18 protein-coding genes and 1 riboswitch are annotated in these 20,419 nt (G+C 63.8%); of the genes, 7 read left to right on the forward strand and 11 right to left on the reverse strand.

Going from position 1 to position 20,419, the window contains the following annotated elements; all coding sequences use genetic code 11:
• Positions 1-171 precede the first annotated feature (171 nt).
• The gene (locus tag ACE03M_RS19455; protein WP_485935687.1) at positions 172-693 is read left to right on the forward strand and encodes an Lrp/AsnC family transcriptional regulator; all 522 of its coding nucleotides are present in this window, start codon (positions 172-174) and stop codon (positions 691-693) included.
• Positions 694-716: 23 nt separating this feature from the next.
• On the opposite strand, the gene ACE03M_RS19460 is transcribed toward ACE03M_RS19455, so the two are convergent.
• Positions 717-1,562 carry a DNA-formamidopyrimidine glycosylase family protein gene (locus ACE03M_RS19460; RefSeq protein ID WP_485935689.1) on the reverse strand — a complete coding sequence of 282 codons (846 nt, stop codon included), beginning with the start codon at positions 1,560-1,562 and terminating at the stop codon, positions 717-719.
• Positions 1,563-1,707: 145 nt separating this feature from the next.
• Here ACE03M_RS19460 and ACE03M_RS19465 point away from each other — a divergent pair, with 145 nt between their 5' ends.
• On the forward strand, positions 1,708-3,654 hold the full coding sequence (locus ACE03M_RS19465; protein WP_485935691.1) for an aconitate hydratase: 1,947 nt from the start codon (positions 1,708-1,710) through the stop codon (positions 3,652-3,654).
• A gap of 23 nt (positions 3,655-3,677) precedes the next feature.
• Here ACE03M_RS19465 and ACE03M_RS19470 read toward each other — a convergent pair whose 3' ends face one another.
• The 5 genes from ACE03M_RS19470 to ACE03M_RS19490 all read right to left on the reverse strand — a co-directional run bounded on the left by ACE03M_RS19470 (position 3,678) and on the right by ACE03M_RS19490 (position 8,834).
• Positions 3,678-4,442 carry a FadR/GntR family transcriptional regulator gene (locus tag ACE03M_RS19470; RefSeq protein ID WP_143922287.1) on the reverse strand — a complete coding sequence of 255 codons (765 nt, stop codon included), beginning with the start codon at positions 4,440-4,442 and terminating at the stop codon, positions 3,678-3,680.
• Between the two features lie 11 nt (positions 4,443-4,453).
• Positions 4,454-5,257 carry a 3-oxoacyl-ACP reductase gene (locus ACE03M_RS19475; protein ID WP_143922288.1) on the reverse strand — a complete coding sequence of 268 codons (804 nt, stop codon included), beginning with the start codon at positions 5,255-5,257 and terminating at the stop codon, positions 4,454-4,456.
• Positions 5,258-5,321: 64 nt separating this feature from the next.
• A complete protein-coding gene (locus ACE03M_RS19480; protein ID WP_485935693.1) occupies positions 5,322-6,674 on the reverse strand; it encodes an aldehyde dehydrogenase family protein in 1,353 nt (450 codons plus the stop codon).
• Positions 6,671-7,489, reverse strand: coding sequence for a gamma-glutamyl-gamma-aminobutyrate hydrolase family protein (locus ACE03M_RS19485; RefSeq protein ID WP_485935695.1), 819 nt, complete (start codon positions 7,487-7,489; stop codon positions 6,671-6,673). The genes ACE03M_RS19480 and ACE03M_RS19485 overlap by 4 nt, the downstream gene beginning before the upstream one ends.
• Positions 7,470-8,834, reverse strand: a complete 1,365-nt coding sequence (locus ACE03M_RS19490) for a glutamine synthetase family protein (protein ID WP_485935697.1) — start codon at positions 8,832-8,834, stop codon at positions 7,470-7,472. The genes ACE03M_RS19485 and ACE03M_RS19490 overlap by 20 nt, the downstream gene beginning before the upstream one ends.
• Positions 8,835-9,310: 476 nt before the next feature.
• On the opposite strand from ACE03M_RS19490, the gene ACE03M_RS19495 reads away from it, so the two are divergent.
• Positions 9,311-10,921 (forward strand): amino acid permease, encoded by a 1,611-nt coding sequence (locus ACE03M_RS19495; protein ID WP_143922291.1) that lies wholly within the window; start codon positions 9,311-9,313, stop codon positions 10,919-10,921.
• A 143-nt stretch (positions 10,922-11,064) separates the two neighbouring features.
• Here ACE03M_RS19495 and ACE03M_RS19500 read toward each other — a convergent pair whose 3' ends face one another.
• The 4 genes from ACE03M_RS19500 to ACE03M_RS19515 all read right to left on the reverse strand — a co-directional run bounded on the left by ACE03M_RS19500 (position 11,065) and on the right by ACE03M_RS19515 (position 15,310).
• Positions 11,065-12,552, reverse strand: a complete 1,488-nt coding sequence (locus ACE03M_RS19500; protein ID WP_485935699.1) for a catalase — start codon at positions 12,550-12,552, stop codon at positions 11,065-11,067.
• A gap of 227 nt (positions 12,553-12,779) precedes the next feature.
• Positions 12,780-14,180, reverse strand: coding sequence for a hypothetical protein (locus ACE03M_RS19505; RefSeq protein ID WP_485935701.1), 1,401 nt, complete (start codon positions 14,178-14,180; stop codon positions 12,780-12,782).
• 213 nt (positions 14,181-14,393) lie between these two features.
• On the reverse strand, positions 14,394-14,909 hold the full coding sequence (locus ACE03M_RS19510) for a HutD family protein (RefSeq protein ID WP_485935703.1): 516 nt from the start codon (positions 14,907-14,909) through the stop codon (positions 14,394-14,396).
• Between the two features lie 38 nt (positions 14,910-14,947).
• Positions 14,948-15,310 carry a VOC family protein gene (locus ACE03M_RS19515; protein ID WP_143922295.1) on the reverse strand — a complete coding sequence of 121 codons (363 nt, stop codon included), beginning with the start codon at positions 15,308-15,310 and terminating at the stop codon, positions 14,948-14,950.
• Positions 15,311-15,344: 34 nt separating this feature from the next.
• Positions 15,345-15,450: riboswitch (TPP riboswitch) on the forward strand.
• On the opposite strand from ACE03M_RS19515, the gene ACE03M_RS19520 reads away from it, so the two are divergent.
• From ACE03M_RS19520 to ACE03M_RS19535, 4 genes are all read left to right on the forward strand, one after another.
• Complete coding sequence (locus ACE03M_RS19520; RefSeq protein ID WP_485935705.1) at positions 15,450-16,172, forward strand: TenA family protein; 723 nt, start codon at positions 15,450-15,452, stop codon at positions 16,170-16,172. It overlaps the preceding riboswitch by 1 nt.
• A gap of 134 nt (positions 16,173-16,306) precedes the next feature.
• Complete coding sequence (locus ACE03M_RS19525; protein ID WP_485935707.1) at positions 16,307-17,296, forward strand: ATP-grasp domain-containing protein; 990 nt, start codon at positions 16,307-16,309, stop codon at positions 17,294-17,296.
• A complete protein-coding gene (locus ACE03M_RS19530; RefSeq protein WP_485935709.1) occupies positions 17,296-17,991 on the forward strand; it encodes a nucleoside/nucleotide kinase family protein in 696 nt (231 codons plus the stop codon). The genes ACE03M_RS19525 and ACE03M_RS19530 overlap by 1 nt, the downstream gene beginning before the upstream one ends.
• Complete coding sequence (locus tag ACE03M_RS19535; protein WP_485935710.1) at positions 17,988-19,466, forward strand: phytoene desaturase family protein; 1,479 nt, start codon at positions 17,988-17,990, stop codon at positions 19,464-19,466. The genes ACE03M_RS19530 and ACE03M_RS19535 overlap by 4 nt, the downstream gene beginning before the upstream one ends.
• Here the strand turns inward: ACE03M_RS19535 and ACE03M_RS19540 are convergent.
• Positions 19,438-20,418, reverse strand: a complete 981-nt coding sequence (locus ACE03M_RS19540; protein WP_485935711.1) for a DMT family transporter — start codon at positions 20,416-20,418, stop codon at positions 19,438-19,440. The genes ACE03M_RS19535 and ACE03M_RS19540 overlap by 29 nt on opposite strands.
• Position 20,419 lies beyond the last annotated feature (1 nt).

A 20,419-nucleotide genomic window follows, 5' to 3' on the forward strand; every position in this document is an offset into this window, starting at 1 on the left:
CGCACGCAGGGCAGTTACGCCCGAGGGGTGCCGACGGTGTATGTCGAACCGCAGGTCGGTCCAGATCCGGACCGGCTCACAACGATCCAAACAGGTCTGATCGGAGTGCTCAATATGTCGATTCTAAATTGAGCACAGTGCTCAGTTTGGAGTTATAGAATTGAGCAGCTGGTGAGCATTTCGCTGAGGAAGGATGGTGGTGTCATGGCCGTGGGACAACGGCGACGAATCGCAGATGTGCTGGATTCGAGGATCCTCCTCGAACTCATCCGCGAGCCGCGAGCGACGATCGCGGGACTGGCCCATCGCCTGCAGGTGGCCAGGAACACCGCTCAGGCACGGCTGGGCAGGCTCGAGTCCGAGGGGCTGCACCCGTTCGGACATCGTGTCGACACGTCTGGGCTCGGCTATCCGATCCGGGCACATGTGCTGGCCAACCTCAAACAGTCACGACTCGACGAGGTCGGAGAGGCACTGAGCCGGATTCCCGAAGTTCTCGAGGTCATCGGCGTCAGCGGAACAGCCGATACCCTCATCCAGATCGTCGCCCGAGACACCGATGACCTCTATCGCGTCGCCGGGCAGATCCTCGGAACTCCCGGCGTCAAACGCACACGCACCCTCGTGTCGATGAAGCAGATGGTCGAATACCGCGTCACTCCCCTGCTCCAGAGGACAGTCGAGAACGGCTGAGCCAACATCTCAGGAGTCCGCAGCTATTTGAGCAGTCGGTCCATACGGCGATCGCTGAGCTTCTTCCCGCCGGTCTGACAACCGGGGCAGTACTGCAGTGACTTGTCGGCATAGGAGACCTCGGCGATGGTCGAACCGCACACCGGGCAGGTCTGACCGGTTCGACCGTGGACCCGAAGCCCGCGCTTCTTCATTGTCTTGACCTTCGCCGGCGACAGGTTGTTCAGCGCCTCGCGGGCAGCGCCGAGAACCCCACGGATCACCTCGAGCAGCGCCTCCGCATCGACACCGTCGGCCGGGGCGAAGGGAGAGAGCTTGGCCGTGTGGAGGATCTCGTCGGAGTAGGCGTTGCCGATGCCGGCGATGAGCTGCTGATCCTCGAGCACGGTCTTGATCCTTGAGCTCGAGTCCGCGAGCAACGCGGCGAACTGGTCGTCATCGATGGACAGGGCATCGGGGCCGGTATTCGCGATAGCCGGAACCTCGATGCGGTCATGGACGAGAGCCACCGAGGCGTTCTTCTTCGTTCCCGCTTCGCTGATGTCGAAGCCGGCACCGGAAGCCAAGTGGACGCGCAGGCCCAGCGGCCCCTTACCCATCCTCACCGGCCCGGTGGGCACTTGATCGTGCCAGATCAACCATCCTGCGCGGGCGAAACGACACACCAGGTCGAGTCCGTCGAACTCGATGATGAGGGCCTTGCCCACCCGGGAGGCACCGCTGATCTCGAGCCCGCTGATCGCCTCCAAGGGCGGATCGGCCGTCTTGAGGATGCTCAGCTCACCGATATCGGTTCGGGTGATGAAGTCCCCGACGATACGGGAGCCCACGAAGTGGACGAGTGCGTCGACCTCGGGCAATTCCGGCATGGGTCCAGTATGCGCCCTCGCGCGCGGGGCCGCACTGCTCTCGGAAAAACCGCCCTTGTGAGTTTCCTGAACGAGGACTACCGTGGACAGACCACGTGAGAGCGTGCTGCGCCAGCAATTCGACCACTTCATCAGGAGGGTGACGATGGCTGAGAATGTCGCTCAGAAGCTCATCGGCTCACATCTGGAATCCGGGACACTTGAGCCCGGAAACGAGATCGGGGTCCGCATCGATCAGACGCTGACTCAGGACGCGACGGGAACGCTGGTGATGCTCGAGCTCGAAGCGCTGGGCATCGACCGGATCCGCACAGAGACCTCCGTCCAGTACGTCGACCACAACCTTCTGCAGACCGATGAGAAGAACCCGGAAGACCATATGTTCCTGCGCTCTGCTGCGCAGCGATTCGGCCTGTGGTTCTCCCCCGCCGGCAACGGTGTCTCCCACCCGGTTCACCAGTCGCGGTTCGGCAAACCCGGCGCCACCCTCATCGGCTCGGACTCCCACACCTGCGCGGCCGGTGCCCTGGGAATGCTGGCCATCGGCGTCGGCGGTCTCGAGATCGCGATGTCAATGGTCGGCGAACCGCTCTACATCAGCGCGCCCCAGATCATGGGCGTCGAGCTCACCGGCACACTGCCGCCGTGGGTCTCGGCCAAGGACGTCATCCTCGAGATGCTGCGCCGTCACGGCGTCAAGGGCGGGGTCGGCAAGATCATCGAGTACTACGGTGAGGGCCTCAAGGACCTCACCGCGATGGACCGCCACGTGATTGCGAACATGGGTGCCGAACTCGGCGCCACGGCCACGGTCTTCCCCGCCGACGACGCGGTCCGGGACTTCCTCGAAGCCAGCGACCGGGGCGAGGACTTCACTCGGATCGAAGCAGACGAGGGCGCGCAGTACGATCTCCACGACGCCATCGACCTCTCGCAGCTCGAACCGCTCATCGCCGCACCCTCCTCGCCGGGCAATGTCCGCCCCGTGCGTGAGGCTGCTGGTGAGGACGTCTTCCAAGTCGTCATCGGCTCCTCGGCCAACCCGGGGCTGCGGGATTTCGCCGTCGTCGCTGAGGCACTCGAAGGTCGCCGCATCCACGAGCAGATCTCACTCGACGTCAACCCGACATCGCGAGAGATCCTCGCCGACCTCATCGCCGGCGGTTGGCTGACCTCGCTGGTCGGGTCCGGCGCCCGCATCCACCAGTCGGGCTGCATGGGCTGCATCGGCATGGGCCAGGCCCCGGCCGTGGGCCGCAACAGCCTGCGCACCATGCCGCGGAACTTCCCCGGTCGCTCGGGCACCGACGAAGACGCCGTGTGGCTGTGCTCTCCGGAGACTGCCGTGGCCGCAGCACTGACGGGCAAGATCACGGACCCTCGCGAGCTGGGCATCGAGTATCCGCAGGTCATGTTGCCGGAGAAGTTCTCCGCCAATCGGTCGATGCTGGTCCCACCGCTTCCACTCGAAGAGGCGCGGCAGGTCGAGTTGGTCAAAGGGTCGAACATCTCCTCATTGCCTGGCTTCGATCCGCTGCCCGAGGACATCGATCTCGAGATCATGCTCAAGGTCGGCGACAACGTCTCCACCGACGAGATCATGCCCGCCGGCTCCCGAGTCCTGCCCTATCGGAGCAACATTCCCAAGATCTCCGAGTTCGTCTACATCCAGGTCGATCCGAGCTACGCCGAACGTGCAGCGGGGCATGCCGGCGGCCATGCGATCATCGGCGGGGAGAACTACGGCCAGGGCTCATCGCGTGAGCACGCCGTGATCGCCCCGCGCTATCTGGGACTGCGCATCGTCGTCGCCAAATCCTTGGCGCGCATCCACTGGCAGAACCTCGCGAACTTCGGCGTCCTCGCCCTCGAATTCTCAGATGAGAACGACTACGAGGCCCTGTCCCAGGGTGATGTCCTCGAGTTCCGGGGACTGCGCGATCAGCTGGCCGACGGCAGGACCGTGAGCGCCGAGGTGGGCCGACGACAGTTCGAATTCCGCCATACGCTCTCGCCCCGGCAGGTCGAGATGGTCCTGGCCGGAGGTCGCATCGCCCAACGCGCCCAGCAGGAGGCGGCCCGGAAGATCTGAGCTCGGCTCGAGACCACTCGTGATCAGGGCTCGGCGAGGAAGCCGCGCAGCAATGCGGCGGTGCCGTCGAGATGCTCGGCCATGGCTGTGCGGGCCGCGGCTGCGTCTCCGGCGAGGATCGCGTTGTGGACCCGTTGATGCTGTTCGTGCGAATGGGCCAGATTGGGTTCGATCATCGGGATCCGCTCGAGCAGTTTGTTCGCCCGGGTCCGACTCTCGACCATCGAGCGCACGAGGCTCGCTGACCCTGTCACCTGCGCCCAGGTCAGGTGCAGCTGGGAGTCCAAACGCCGGTACTCGGCCAGGCTCGACTGCCGACTGGCGTCCATGGCTCCAGCCAGCTGACCTCGTTGGGGTGCGGTGAGATCCTGCCCGGCAGCCACCTCGGCGACTCCCATCTCGATCACACGACGCCAGGTCAGGGTGTCTTCGACCTCAGCTGCGGAGAACCCGGACCCGAGGCCGGTGTCAGCGTCATGAGTCGGATTGGGCGCCCAGCCGCCTGCGGGAGTGCGGGAGACGAACGTTCCGCCACCACGACCTCGTCGGACATTGACCCAGCCGGCGGTCTGCAGCTCCGAGATCGCCTCACGCAGGGTCGCCCGGGAGACCCGCAGCTGCTCAGCGAGCTCGCGTTCGGGTGGGAAGTGCTGACCTGGCGGAATGATTCCGAGACGGATGATCTGGAGCAGGCATTCGATCGTCTCCTCGAAGATGTTGCCCGAGCGAGCGGGAGCGATCGCCCGCAGCGCAGTCACCTGGCTGCCCGCGGCCTGGCTTGCCGTCATGCCATCGCCACTCACAGCGGGGTCGTGTAGGCGTTGGTCAGTCCCCCGTCGACGGTGAACGACTGTGCGGTGACGAACGAGGCATCATCGCTGGCCAGGAAGGCCACGGCGGCAGCCATCTCGTCAGCCTCGGCGAAGCGTCCCATCGGCACGTGCACCAGGCGTCTGGCCGCCATCTCCGGGTCCTTGGCGAAGAGTTCCCGGAGCAGCTCGGTGTTGACCGGTCCCGGGCACAGGGCGTTGACGCGGATGCCTTCCTTCGCGAACTCCACGCCGAGTTCCCGCGACATGGCCAGCACACCGCCCTTCGATGCGGTGTAGGAGATCTGGGAGGTCGCCGATCCCATCAGCGCCACGAACGAGGCCGTGTTGATGATCGAGCCGCGTCCCTGCCTGCGCATGTGCTTCAGGGCTGCCTGGGAGCACAGATACACAGACGTCAGGTTGATGTCCTGGACCTTGCGCCACACGTCGAGGCTGGTCTCCGTAATCGAGGCGTCTGCCGGTGGGGAGACTCCTGCATTGTTGAAGGCGACATCCACGCTGCCGTAGGTGTCGAAGGCCGTCTGGAACAGATGCTCCACCTGGTCAGCATCGGTGACGTCGGTGGAAACGAAGAGTCCCCCAACCGCCTCGGCGGCGGCTGTCCCCGAATCTGCGTTGGTGTCGGCGATGACGACGTTCGCGCCTTCGGAGGCGAGGCGCTTCGCAGTGGCCAACCCGATGCCGCTGGCACCTCCGGTGACGACTGCGGTTCGCCCCGGGAGGCGCCGGCAGATGATCTGGGTCGAGTCCGTCGCTGCTGTCTCGGTCATGGTGTGTCCTTTGCCTGCTGGTGGTGTTCGCGTGGGTGGGTAGTTGGTTGCGGTGGCCGGTCGCTCAGTCCGTGGCGATGAAGAGGTTCTTCGTCTCGGTGAATGAGTCCATCGCGTGAGGTCCGAGTTCGCGGCCGATGCCGGAGCGTTTGAACCCGCCGAAGGGGGTCGAATAGCGCACCGCGGAATGGGAGTTCAGCGACAGCGCCCCCGAGTCCACGCCGCGAGCGACCCGTAGTCCGCGGCCCACATCGCGCGTCCAGATCGAACCCGACAGGCCGTAGGGCGAATCATTGGCCATGGTGATCGCCTCTGCCTCGTCGCGGAAACGCTGCACGGTCACGACGGGCCCGAATACCTCCTCGGTGACGATGCGATCACGCGGTGACGTCGGCAGCACGACCGTCGGCGCCATCCAGTACCCGGGACCCTCGGGTGCGCTGCCGGTGAACGCGATGTCCACGCCGTCGAGGAATCCGGCCACGCTCTCGTGATGGCCTGCTGAGATGAGCGGTCCCATCTCTGCCTCCTCGAGGCTGGGATCGGTGACGACCACTCCGGAGACCGCTGGTTCGAGGAGTTCCATGAAGCGGTCGAAGACAGAGTCGTGGACGAGGATGCGCGAGCGGGCGCAGCAGTCCTGGCCGGCATTGTCGAAGACGCCGTAGGGTGCGGTGGCCGCGGCGAGTTCGAGGTCGGCGTCGTCGAAGACGATGTTCGCGGACTTGCCGCCGAGTTCCAGCGTTGTCCGTTTCATCGTCTTCGCCGCGTCGGCCATGATCGCCTCGCCCACCGCGCTCGAGCCGGTGAAGACGATCTTCGCAACCCTGGGGTCATCGGTGAAGGTCTGGCCGACGACGGATCCTTTGCCGGGGATGACCTGGAAGACATCGGCGGGGAGCCCTGCCTGCAGGGCCAATTCGCCGAGGCGGATCGCCGTCAGCGGGGTCAGCTCGGCGGGCTTGAGGACCACGGTGTTGCCCGCGGCAAGCGCCGGTGCGAAACCCCAGCCGGCGATCGGCATCGGGAAATTCCACGGCACGATGATTCCGACGACCCCGAGCGGTTCGTTGAACGTGATGTTCACTCCCCCGGCCACGGGAATCTGATCGCCGAGGTGGCGCTCGACTCCGCCGGCGAAGTAGTTGAGGACATCGCGGACGTTCCCGGCCTCACCCCGGGCATTGCCGATGGTGTGCCCGGCCTCGGCGACCTCGAGCGCGGCAAGGTTCTCAATGTCGGCATCGACGGCGCGGGCGAAGGCGCGCAGCAGTTCGGCCCGCTCGGCCGGCGCCGTGGCCCGCCACCGAGCGAAGGCCTCGGCGGAACGGCCGATCGCGTCCTTCGTCGCCTCGGCGCTGTGGGCATCGACCGAGGTGATGAGTGCCTCGGTCGCGGGGTTGATCACTTCGGTCATCGGTGGGCCTCCGCATTCGTCTCGGGTGTCGCGGTTTCGGGTGTCGTCCGTGGTGTGCTCATGCGCTGGGTCGCAGCCGCCACAAGGCCTGCGAACAGCCGCAGATCCTCCAGGGTCTCCTCGGGGTGCCACTGAACAGCGAGCATCGACCCGTCCGGAGTCTCGAGGGCCTCGATGCAGCCGTCCTCGGAGCGTGCGCTCACGATCAGTCCATCGCCGAGGCGGTCGATGGCCTGGTGATGATGGCACCTGACCGTGGCACCGGTTCCGAGCAGATCGGATACGGCGGTGTCGGGTACGATTCTCACGGCCACCTCGGCGAATTCGTCCTTCTTCTCTGCCTCATGAGCACCGTAGCCGCCGACATCGGGCAGGTGCTGGTGCAGGGAGCCGCGGTGGACGGTGTTGACGATCTGCGCGCCGCGGCAGATCGCGAAGACCGGCACGTTCGCGGAGCGGGCATGACGGTACAGGGTGGTCTCGAAGGAGTCGCGACGCACGTTGGGCACCTGGGTGCGAGGGTGGGCCTGCGCATCGTAGAGTGCGGGGTCGACGTCGTCACCGCCGGTGAGGATGATGCCGTCGAGTTCGGCCACCTCGTTCAGAGTCCAGGGGTCTTCCGGGGGCAGGAGGACGACTCTGCCACCAGCTCGGGTCACAGCGGTGACGTAGACGCTGGGCAGGAACGCCGCGTCCCTGTCCCAGACTCCGAACTGGCCGCGGCCGTAGTAAGTGGGCAGGCCGATGAGCGGGCGGCGCATCGTCGGGTCGAGGGCCGCGTTGCCGAGCGCCGAGTCAGAGTCGTTCGAAGCCACGCCGGACCTCCCAATCGGTGACTGCGGCGTCGAAGGCCGTCATCTCCACGCGACCGGCGTGGGTGTAGTGGTTCACGACCTCGTCGCCGAAGGCATGGCGGGCGACCTCGGAGGATTCGAAGGCCGCCACGGCATCGTGGAGGCGGCGTGGGATGGTCGGGGCATTCTGGGTATAGGCGTTGCCGGCGAGCGCCTCAGGCAGTTCGAGTTGGTTCTCGATTCCGTGGATTCCGGCCGCGATGAGGGCTGCACTGGCAAGGTAGGGGTTCGCGTCGGCACCCGGGACTCGCTGTTCGAAGCGCAGAGCGGGGCCGTGGCCGACGATCCGCACGGCACAGGTTCGGTTGTCCCACCCCCAGCCCACTGCGGTGGGTGCGAAGGAGCCGTCGGCGAAGCGTTTGTAGGAATTGACGTTCGGGGCGTAGAGGTAGGTGAAGTCATGTTGAGTGTCGACTACTCCGGCGACGAAGTGCTTCATCGTCTCTGACATCTCTGTGCCGTGGCCGGTGGGGAATACCGGTGTGCCGTCCGTGTCGCGCAGGCTCATGTGGATGTGGCAGGAGTTGCCTTCGCGGTCGTTGGGTTTGGCCATGAAGGTCACCGACTTGCCCTCTTGGTCTGCGATCTCCTTCGCACCGAGTTTGTAGACCACGTGGTTGTCGCAGGTGGCGAGCATGTCGGTGTAGCGGAAGCCGACTTCGAGCTGGCCGAGGTTGCATTCGCCCTTCGCGCTTTCGGTGTAGAGGCCGGCCTCGTCCATCTCGTTGCGCAGACGACGCAGGTAGCCTTCGACCTGGCCGGTGCCGAAGAGGGAATAGTCGATGTTGTAGGTGCTGGCGGCTTCGAGATTGCGGTAGTCCTTTGCCATCGCCTCACGGTAGCCGGTGTTGTAGAGGGCGAATTCGAGTTCTGTGGCACCGATGGGCGAATAGCCCAGCTTCTCGAGTCGTTCCAGTTGAGCCTTGAGGACTTGACGTGGGGAGACGCTCAGTGGTGAGCCGTCGATGAATGCCAGATCGCATTGCACCATCACGGTCGCAGGGTGCCAGGGGATGCGGCGAAGGGTTGAATAGTCGGGAACAAACATGAGATCGCCGTACCCGCGCTCCCAGGAGGTGAGTTCGTACCCGTCGATGGTGTTCATCTCAACATCGGTGGCCATCATATAGTTACAGCCTTCAGTGCCGTGGTCCATCACCTCATCGATGAAGAATCGGGCCGTGATCCTCTTGCCTTGGAGTCGGCCCTGCATGTCTGTGGCGGCGACGAGCACTGTGTCAACGCGGCCGGCGGCAATCTCTGCCTGCAGCTGTTCCATGGTCATATCTGATGAAGTCACGCTCATGATTCCTCTTCTCGGTAGCCCACCCAAGCGATGTGTTCGCATCCTTGCGACGGACTGCATCCCTACGGTGGTCACGCATCGTTGCGGGGCTGGTGCTGTGCGGCAGCGGTGGTTTGCAGGGTCGGCGGCTCGCAGCGGTTCAGGAAAACTCTCCTAATTAAGGTATGCCACCGAACCATTGATGCGCAATAGCTGGGTCCAAATTGAGGAGAATGAGGCTTTGAGGTCTGCATAAATACCTATTGACAAACCATTTGCACGGTGACAAGCTCAACGACAATACAGAGTTGTGAACTGCATCACGCACTAGTTATGAGACGTCCGCAGGCGTTCCACGCTCGTGTTCCACACGAACGTGCACGTGTCTGCATCGGCGTCGGTGTCTGCTCAACGGCCGGATTCCGACGATGCCGATCGGTCAGCGACGACCGAGCCCGCCAGCGGACGCAATCATTTCGAGAAGAACGGTGTTCTCCATGAGCAATGAATCCTCTCCACCCAACGATCCGGCTTCCGGGCCGACACCGCACGATGGCACGGTCCCTCGCGAGGCCGCAGCCCCGGCCCTCAGCGCTGACGAGGCCAGTCTTGCCGAGCTCGGCTACAAACAGGAGCTCAAGCGCGGCATGTCGGGCTTCGGCAACTTCGCGGTCTCCTTCTCCATCATCTCGATCCTCGCCGGCTGCATCACCTCTTACAGCATTGCGCTGGGATCGGGCGGCCCGGCAGCGATCACGATCGGGTGGCCTCTGGTCGGCATCTTCGTCCTCTGCGTGGCACTGGCCATGGCCGAAGTCTGCTCGAAGTACCCCACGGCAGGTGGCCTGTACTTCTGGGCCGGTCGCCTGGCCAAACGCAACAAGCGACATTGGGCCTGGTACGTAGGATGGTTCAACTTCCTCGGCGAGGTGGCGGTGACCGCAGCCATCGACTTCGGCGCTGCCACGACCATGATGGCCTTTGCAGCACTGACCTTCGGGGTCGTGCCCACTGCGCTCAACACCTTCATCCTGTTCCTCGTCATCATCACCCTGCATGGTCTCCTCAACACCTTCGGCGTCAATCTGGTCAACCTGCTCTCCGGCGTCTCTGCCTGGTGGCACATCGTCGGTGTGCTCGTCATCGTCGCAGCCTTGTGGATCATGCCCACGAAGCACCAGTCGTTCAGCTGGACCATGACGGCCTGGCACAACGAAACCGGGTTCACGTTCATGCCGTTCGTCTTCCTCATGGGTCTGCTCATGGCTCAGTACACCTACACCGGCTATGACGCTTCGGCGCACGTGGCCGAGGAGACCAAGAACGCTTCGACCGCAGCGCCCAAGGGCATCGTCATGAGCGTCCTGATCTCGATCATCGGCGGCTGGATCCTGCTGTACTCGATCACGGCCGCGATCCAAGACGGCTCTGAAGCCGGGCTCACCGCTCTCAACGCCACAGCAACTGGCCTGCCGCCAGCGCAGGTGTTCCTTGATGCCCTGAACAACCCGACGATGGCGAAGTTCCTGCTCTTCATCGTCTGCGGCGCCCAGTTCTTCTGCGGCATGGCCTCGGTGACGGCGAACTCGCGGATGAGCTACGCATTCTCCCGCGACGATGCGATCCCCGGATCCAAATACTGGAAGAAGGTCAACCCACGCACCGGCACACCCACGAACTCGATCTGGCTGTGCATTGTGCTGTCCTCAATCCTGACAGTTCCGGCACTCTTCAATGAGACCGCTTATCTGGCGGTGACGAGTGTGGCGGTGATCGGGCTCTACATCGCCTACGTGGCACCCGTGCTGCTGCGCCGACTCAAGGGCGATTCGTTCAAGCCGGGTCCGTGGAATCTGGGACGGTGGAGCGCAGTCATCGGGTGGATCGCCGTCGTCTGGGTGATCTTCATCTGCATCCTGTTCGTGCTGCCACCGACTCTGCCGATCACCATCTCGACCTTCAACTACTCCCCCATCGCGGTCCTTGCTGTGCTCGTCCTCAGCGTTGTGCTCTGGTATGCCCGAGGCAAGAAGCACTTCATGCAGCACCTCGACAAGGAGCAGCTGGCCATCGACGAGAAGAAGCTTCTCGACGAGATCGACGACTGAGCGCGCAGGCCGGACCAGTCACAGAGAAACTCTCCGGGTGCTCGGCAACCTGTCATGGCTGCTCAGCACCCGGAGAGTCTCTGAGTTCTCGGACGATCGGTCAGGGCATCAGTGCTGTGCCGATGCCCGCACCAACTCGCGACTTACGCGGTCTCGGACCTGTACTTGTCCTCGATCGCCTGGCCCACCTCGGTGTCGATATTGCGCCAGTACTGGAAGGTGTTGGTCAGCACGGGCTCTTCCACGCCGTCCTTGAGCGCACCGACGACGGTTTCGATGAGGCCCTGGCGCTCCTCTTCGGAGTAGACCTCGCGGATCAGGGTATGTGCCTGACCGAAGTCGTCGTCCTCTGCGTGGAGAGTGGCGGCGCTGCGGACCAGTTCACCATCTGCCTCCCAGCGTGCTTCGACCTGAGTCTCCTCGGCCTGGTAGGACCTGCTGTAGGAGTTCGGTGCGTAGACAGGAGCATCACCTGAGTGGTGGTACTCCATCTGACCTTCCTTGTCATAGGAATTGGTCTTCGTGATGGGTGCGTTGACCGGCAGCTGATTGAAGTTCGTGCCGATGCGGTTCCGCTGGGCGTCCGGGTAGGAGAAGACACGGCCCATGAGCATCTTGTCGGGCGAGATTCCTGTGCCCGGCACGGTGTTCGAGGGGCTGAATGCGGCCTGCTCGATCTGCGCGAAGTGGTTCGACGGGTTCTTGTTGAGCGTGAACTTGCCGATCTCCATGAGCGGGTAGTCCTTCTTCGACCACGTCTTGGTGAGGTCGAAGGGATTGAAGCGGTAGGTCTTGGCCTCTTCGTACGGCATGATCTGGACGTGGACGGTCCACGACGGGTAGTCGCCGCGTTCGATCGCGTCGAACAGGTCGCGACGATGGATGTCGGCGTCTTCGCCTGCGAGCTGGCCGGCCTCTTCGTTGCTCATGTTCTCCACGCCCTGATCGGTGTGGAAGTGGTACTGGACCCAGAAGCGTTCGCCGGCTTCGTTCGCCCACAAGTAGGTGTGCGAGGAGTAGCCGTTCATGTTCCGCCAAGTCTTGGGCAGGCCACGCGGTCCCATCAGGTAGGTGACCTGGTGTGCCGATTCCGGCGAGAGCGACCAGAAGTCCCACTGCATGTTGTTGCTGCGCAGTCCCGAATCGGGGGTGCGCTTCTGCGAGTGGATGAAGTCGGGGAACTTCATGGGGTCGCGAACGAAGAACACGGGGGTGTTGTTGCCCACCATGTCGAAGTTTCCGTCTTCGGTGTAGAACTTGAGAGCGAATCCGCGCACGTCGCGCCAAGAGTCTGGTGAGCCCAGCTCACCGGCGACGGTGGAGAACCGTGCGAGCATCGGGGTCTTGGCGCCCTGCTGCAGGAACTTCGCCCGGGTGTAGGCGGAGACGTCTGCAGTGATCTCCAGTTCACCGAAGGCACCGGATCCCTTGGCGTGCGGGCTGCGCTCGGGAACGCGTTCGCGGTCGAACCGGGCCAGCTTCTCAACGAGTGCAACATCGTGGAGAAGGAGCGGGCCGTCTGCTCCGACGCTCAGCGAGTGAGCGTCGGACTCTCGTGGGGCACCTGATTCGGTCGTCGAGGGCTTCGTACCGTCGAATCCTGGATGTTCATGATCAGCGTGTTTGGTCATTGCTTCTCCTTCAACCGATTGAGCGACGGGGAGTCATACTTCCCGGTCCACTTCAACCATCATAGGACGAACATCGCTCGCCTGTATGCGATGAAGCGAAGGCCGATCACGGCTCCCCTGATATCGAGTTCCTGGCAGCGTGCTAAAGACTGGCGCAACCGATTTTCACGCTATCCAGGTTCCCTGCTCGGTACAACCAAGGCCACCCTGTTCAATATTCCTGCCCCTCAGCCTTCGGCAGTCGCGGTGCTTCCACCGCCTGCAGAGCTCGAGCCGGAACCGCTGCCCACACCGTCACCCGAGCCTCCGCCGGAGCTGGATCCTCCACTCGAACTGCCGGAGCCAGAGCTGCCTGCTCCGCCCTGCGAGCCGGAACTCGAGCTCCCGTCCGTCGAAGTTGTGCCCCCGCCCGAGGTGTCCGCTTCGGCACTGCTGGATCCGCTCGAATCGCTGGCGGCTCCTGCGGTCTCGTCGCCGGTGGTTGTGGTCGAACTGGCATCGGTACCCTGGTCGGTCCCCGTCTGATCTGCAGTCGAGGAGGTGGTGGAGCTGCCCTCGTTCGCCGAGGTGGACTGTCCTTCGCTCGTCGTCGAGCTCTCGGTTCCGCTACCCTGATTCGGGTTCTGGCCGGATTGGGAGTCGTCCCCGGAAGAGCTGGATTCGGCAGTGCCGCCGCCGTCGTGCGATGTTTCGGAGTCATCCCCGGTGCCGGAATCTCCGGTCACTGACCGTGAGATCTGTGAGGTCCCTGGCGAGATGTCGGCGGCAGTGAATGATTCGGCCATGACCACGGCACCCAGCCCGATTCCGAATGTCGCCACCCCGATAGCCACCGGGTAGAGGACGCGTTTGCGGCGCAGCTTCTGCCACCACGATTTCGGTTCATCGTTGGCCGCATCGGTGGTATCGGGTGACGGGTGCTGCGCTGACGGGGCGTCGACGGTCGTGGCGAAGTCCGCCTCGTCGCTCAGGCTTCCGAAGGTGCTGGTGGTGCGGGAGGGTCCGGTTGACGAGACAGCAGAGGATCGCTGGGTCTTGGCACCGATTGACTTCGCCTTCACTGCCGGGGCGAGCTTCGTGCCGACTTCTTTGATCTTCTCTTTGCCCTTGTCGAGGCTGCTGGTATAGAGCGTCACCGCGAGTCCGGTGATGATGCTCGCGACTCCTGCACCGACGACCGTTCCGGCCACGCCCAGCTGCCCGCCGATGACCGAGGAGGTAGCTGCGGCTGCGGCACCGGCGACGAGCTGGGTCGCCGAGACTCTGCTCTCGCTCTTCTCCTTCTTCTCACCGACGTCGCCTTTCGCGTTCTCGACGACGTCAGTCGATTCACCGACGGCAGTGGTGTTCTCCTGCATCATCCGAGTCGCCGACCTCGCTGGCACCGGCTGTTCTTCGCGTCGGATCGGATTCGGCGGCATCACCGGTGTGGTCACGTGCGAGGTCGTCGTCGGTGTCGACTGGGTGTTCCTGGCGTGTGTGGCGGCGAGTTCTTCGGTGATCAGAGGCAGGGTCTGTGATGCCTGCACGGTCGTTTCGGGTCCGCCGCCTCCCGATGCTGATCTGTCCTGATCGGACGCTGCGACGTTCTGCCCGTTCAGTCTGCCTGACTCATTCTGATTCGACACCAAAATACCTCCGATGGCTGGTCCCTGAGTTCAGTATGGGCCGTCCATTTTCGGAGTTCCTGACCCGCGCCCTCAGAAGCTGGGACAACACTGTGAGAAGCCACCGCCCTCATTGCGTTTGACCTGCAACGATGCGGATTTGTGTGACGCGCAGGACATGCGCTTGGCAGGATACTCGCAGGTCCGAATTCGGCCTCTGCCAGGACCGCCGTCTCAGCGCAGGATGGCCACGTCGAGGTGATCCGGAAGTATGTCCGACTCCTCGAGTTCCAGCACCTGGAATCTCGGGTAGCCGGCACCCGATTCCAAGGTCACTGCAAACAGGTCGGAACCGGTGTTTCGCGTCGACATCTCCAACCCGACGTGTTCCGATTCTGCCCCGTCGTCCGACTCGACCATGAGGTTGAGGGCGAAGCACGGTGCGCCCAGTTCGAGGAGGGAGACAATCTGGTCCCCACGGAATCTCTGAGGTTCAGCGTGGGCGACGCGGTGCACCTGTCCGTCGATCTCGAGGACAACCTCGGCGCCGATAGGAAGGAACGTGCGTGCCAAGCCCGGCAATGGGGAGAACGCAGCCGGACGGTCCAGACGCGCGATGCTCAGGCGCCACCGTAATCGACTCGGGGTCAGATTCTGGGATTCGGTGAGCGAGACGAGCTCGGTCGTCTCCCCCGCACCATTGGCCCATGGGACCGGTTCGAGGTCATCGAATGAGGTGATCACGCGCATGTGATCACTCTAGTGCCGCGTCTGCACCGGCCAGAACCTCAGTTCAGCACGAGACAGAACGGGTGGCCGGCAGGGTCCAAGAAGACGCGGAAGGTCTCACCCGGCTGTTCTGCCGCCTTTCCTGCACCGAGTTCGACCACGGCCGTCTCGGCGACATCAAGGTCATCGACGACGACGTCGAGGTGCATCTGCTGCGGGTGGGCCTGGCCCGGCCAGCTGGGTGCGTGGTAGTCCTCGACCTGCTGGAAGCAGATCGGCGGCCAGGAATCGGATGTGATCTCTGCCCAGGTGCCGTCGTCATCGACTCTGACCTGCCAGTCGAGGAGCTGACCATAGAACTCCGCGAGTTCGCGTGCGTCAGGAGCGTCGAGAACGACGACGGGCTGCTTTGCGATTGCCATGCTGGAAGTCTACGCGCCTTTCGATGCTAGGCTCGAAACACCACAGGGGAGCGCTATGAGATTGGCGCTGAGAGTGCGCAAGTAGACCCTTCGAACCTGATCCGGTCAGCACCGGCGGAGGAAGTGAGCTCGGACACTGATGACCGATGTCGACACGAAAGACACGACCACCAGCGGCATTCGACTGACCCCAGAGGGGCTCGTTGCGACCCTGAGAGCGCAAACGGCTCCAACCTGGGAGGCCGCAGTCGGGCACAGGTTCGTCACCGAACTGTTCGCCGGCACGGTCGATGACTCCGTGATGAGTCGGTACCTGGTCCAGGACTACCAGTTCTTCGAATCGTTCCTCTCGATGCTCGGCGCGTGCGTCGCTCACGGCGATGCGCTCGGGCCCAAGCTGCGATTCGCCAAGCAGCTCGGCTTCCTCGAAGCCGACGAGGATTCGTACTTCCTCATGGCCTTCGCCGAGGTGGGTGTCCCCGCCGCCGACTACGCTGACCCCCAGCTGGCTGAGCCGACCGAGGACTTCCGTGACCTCATGGACGAAGCCGTCGTCTCGGCCTCCTACGCAGAACTGCTCGTCGTGCTCGTCATCGCCGAGTGGCTCTACCTCGATTGGGGCATGCGCTCGGATCCGATGCCTCCACGCCGGGTCCATTCCGGGTGGATCGACCTGCACCGCGGTGACGCCTTCCGGGCCTGGGTGCAGTTCCTCGTCGACGAACTTGAGCGGGTATTCCCCACCGGCGAGGACGCAGAATCCACCGCGGTGCGAGGCCGACTGACTCACATCTGGCACCGTGGCGTCGACCTCGAACTGGCATTCTTCGACGAGGCGTACGCTGAAAACGATAGCCGGTGAAGCTGAAGCGCTCGGCTCATATTCTGCGTGCCTCGCCTCAACGAGGTCGCTCGGATTAGGATTGTTGAGCAGAACAGGTGTGTGGGTGTGTCCAGTCGCACTCCGCCGTCGCTGCAGGATGCGAGGTAATACAGATGAGTACACAGCTGCTTCCCGTCACGGACGTTCCGGCGGTCTACATCATTCATGACAATCCCGAATGGATCGCGCCGTTTGCGCAGGCCCTCGATCGATCAGACATCCCCTTCGTCGAATGGCTGCTGCCTGAAGTCTCGATCGATCTCACCACAGAGCCGCCGCAGGGCCTGTTCTGGTCGCGGCTGTCCGCTTCGGCGCACACTCGCACGGATCCGCACGTCAAGGACTACGGGCGTGCGGTGCTTGCCTGGCTCCAGACAGCAGGACGCACCGTCATCAACGGCGCAGACGTCTACGAGCTCGAAGTGAGCAAAATCCGCCAAAACCGCGAGCTCGCCATGCGCGACTTCGACACCCCGCGCACCTCGGCGGTCTTCGGCAGTGCTGCGCTGTCCACGGCGGCGCGCGATTTCGTCCCACCCTTCATCACCAAGCACAACCAGGGCGGCAAGGGACTCGGCGTGCGCCTTTTCGAGTCTCATGCCGAACTCGATGCGGCTGCGAGTGACTTCGCCGCGGGTGGTGCAAACGAGCCGATCGACGGAATCACACTGGTCCAGGAATATGTGCGGCCTGCGCAGCCGTTCGTCACCCGTGCCGAGTTCATCGGCGGCCGGTTCCACTATGCGGTGCGAGTCGATGTCTCCGATGGGTCCTTCGAATTGTGCCCCGCCGAGGCATGCGAGATCCCCTCCGCATCTGCCGCACCACTCGACCCGTTCTCCGTGCGTGAGGACATCACCGCGCGTACGCCGCTCATCGGCAGGTTGGAGATGCTCCTGACCGAACTGCACATCGACATCGCTGGAATTGAGTTCATCGAGACTGCCGATGGCCGCCAGGTCGTCTACGACATCAACACCAACACGAACTACAATCCGAGCGTCGAAGATGGCGAGCGCACGGCCGGGCGCACCGCTGCCGCGGACCGGATCGCCGAGTACATAGCCGCTGAGATCGCCGCGATCTCTGTGTCCCACACTTGATGCCTGACCGTCGCGTGGTTCTCCACCAACTGCTCTCACTGCTGCGCGAGGTCAATATAGGCAAACGAGTTCTTGTCGCCATTGATGGACTCGACGGTGCAGGCAAAACAGTCTTGGCCGAAGAACTCGTTGAGGTGGCTGACCAGGACGGATTGCGCCCCATTTCGTCACTGAGCATCGACGGATTCCATCAGCCCCGCTCTGTTCGGTACGCGAACGGCCAGGGCCCCGATCCCTTTTATCGGGATTCGTATGACTACGATGCCTTCATTCGGTCCGTCGTGACTCCGTTCAGACATGGTCTGTCGATCACGCCAGCGGTCTGGGATGTTGATGCCGACCTAGCCGTCTTACCGAAACAAGTCTCCCTGCCAAAGGACTGCGTCCTCCTCGTGGATGGGATTTTTCTCCACCGGCCCGAACTTCGAGACCTGTGGGATGCAAGTCTGTGGGTGCAGGTTCCCTTCACGGTGTCTGTCCGTCGTGGGAACTCACGCTTCGCCGGGCAGTTCGATTCTGATCCCGAGGCGCAGTCCAACCATCGTTATGTCGGCGGACAGCGACTCTATTTCGCGCAATGTTCGCCCTGGGACCACGCCACGTGGGTCCTCGACAACGAAGATCTGGCTCATCCCGCGATCAGAGGCATCCGCACACCGGGGTCGTCTCCCCTCTCCCCTAGACTGGAGACATGAGCAACGCTGAGGTAGATGCCGTCGTCGTCGGATCCGGCCCCAACGGCATGGCCGCCGCCGTGACCATGGCTCGAGCCGGTCTGTCTGTGCAGGTGTACGAGGCCCAGTCGACCATCGGCGGTGGCGCCCGCACCCTTGACCTGGGCCTGGCTCCGGGCATCACCCACGACATCTGCTCTGCCGTGCACCCCTTGGCGATCTCGAGTCCCTTCTTCGTCGACTTCGACCTGCGTGCTCGGGGGCTTCAATTCACCACTCCAGAGGTCTCCTACGCCCAACCATTGGACAGTCAGCCCGCTGCGCTGGCATTCCATGATCTCGAAACTACGGTCGACCACCTCGGCGCGGCCGGACCCGAATGGCGACGGTTCTTCGCCCCGCTCCTCGAACGTGTCGATGACGCGATCTGGCTCGCCCTCGGTGACAAACGCTCCGTTCCGGAGACCCTGCGCGATGTTCCCGGGATCGCCAATGTGGTGAAATTCGGACTGCGGCTGCTGTCCCAGGCAAGCCCGGCTTGGAACATTCCGCTCTCACATGAGACGTCTCAGTCGCTGTTCACCGGTGTTGCCGCGCACGCAATCGGCGGTCTGCCAGCCATGGGCACGGCCGCCACAGCCACCATGCTCTCGACCATTGCCCACGCCGGTGGCTGGCCATCCCCTGTGGGTGGTTCGCAGGCGATCATCGACGCCATGGTCGCCGACCTCGAGGCTCACGGCGGCACGGCGACGACGAATGCGCGCATCGATCACGTCTCCGATATGCCGCCCGCCCGGGCCTATCTCCTCGACACCTCGGCGCTGAATGCGGCTCAGATCTTCTCCGGCCTCCTCCCGGCGAAGGTCGACAAATCGCTGCGCAGCTTCAAGCAGGGCAATGCCGCAGCCAAGGTCGACTTCGTCCTCAACGGGCCCGTGCCCTGGGCCGATCCCAACATCAACCGCGCCGGCACCATCCATGTCGGTGGAACTCGGGCGCAGATGGCCGCCGCCGAGGCCGACGTCATTGCCGGACGCATGCCGGCCGACCCTGTCTGTTTGGTCTCCGACCCAACCGTGTTCGACCCATCACGTGAGGTGAATGGTCTGCGGCCGCTGTGGACGTACTGCCACGTACCCTTCGACTGCCCGATCGATCCGGCCGAGTACATCATCAGGCAGATGGAACGTTTCGCCCCCGGCTTCCGCGACACCATCGTCACCTACAACTCGATCCCCGCATCCGAGATGGCGGGCCACAACCAGAACTATATCGGCGGCGACATCGCCACCGGCCTCGTCTCCTTCTACCGAATGATGGCCCGGCCGCGCACGAGCTGGGACAACTACAGCCTCGGCGTCCCCGGCGCCTACCTGTGTTCGGCAGCGACCCCACCGGCACCCGGCGTGCACGGCATGAATGGCTGGTTCGCCGCCCAGCGAGCGCTGAAGACACGATTCTCAATCACAGCGGCGCCGAGCCTGGCGCCCTGAGCTCGTCCCCTGGACGCCGAGCGGCGTGGGACCTCCTCCGCAGTCGCCACACCCCGTTGGCCACGGCCACCGCGAGAACAACGAGGCCCGCACCGATCGTCTGCCCCAGGGTGAGCATTTCGCCGAGGATGAGCGCCGCGAGCACGAGTGCGAGCACGGGCTGGATGAGCAGCAGACTCGCCGTCATCGTCGGCACCAGTCGGACGCTGCCCCTGTTGATGAGCAGCCACGCAACCACTTGCCCGAGCAGAGCCAAGGCAATGAGATACATCCATGACTTCGGGCCGATCCCGGTGAGGTGGAGGCCGCCGGTGAACTGCGCGATGATCGCCGAGGTCACCGCCGCCGAAGCTGTCGCCCAGGCCAACGGCTGAAGTGTCCCCTCGGCCTTACGCCGGGTCCCACGGCGGGTGAGGAACATGTACACCCCGTAGCCGATACCCGCGATCAGACCGAGAACGGTGCCGAGGACGGCACTGTCCCCCACCTCGGTCAGCGAGACGATTCCTCCCACCAGGCCGACGCCGATGAGCATCAGCGGAAGTGCGATGAGGAAACGTGCGCTCACACGCTCACGATCGACGAACAGCGCGAGCAATGGCAGGACGATGACCTGGACATTGACGAGCACGGTCGAGACGCCCGCGCCCACGAGGTAGATCGACGCCGTCCACGCAATGTAGTCGATGCCCAGCGCGATGCCGGCCGCGATCGCCCAGAGAATCCCTGCTCGAGAGAGCCCACCGTGGTGTCGGCGCTCGAACAGAGCCAGGGGCACGAGGGCGATGACGGCGATCGCACACCGCAGCACGGCCGTCGTCGCCGCATCCACGCCCGCGAGCTTGACCAAGATCGCCGAGATCGACAGGCACAGGGCACCCGCGAGCACCGCCGAGACGGCGAGCGCGGTCGGCGGCTCCGGCGTTGGAGCGGCCCTGGGTATGACGGCCATG

It is taken from the genome of Brevibacterium sp. AGC70 (assembly GCF_057334195.1).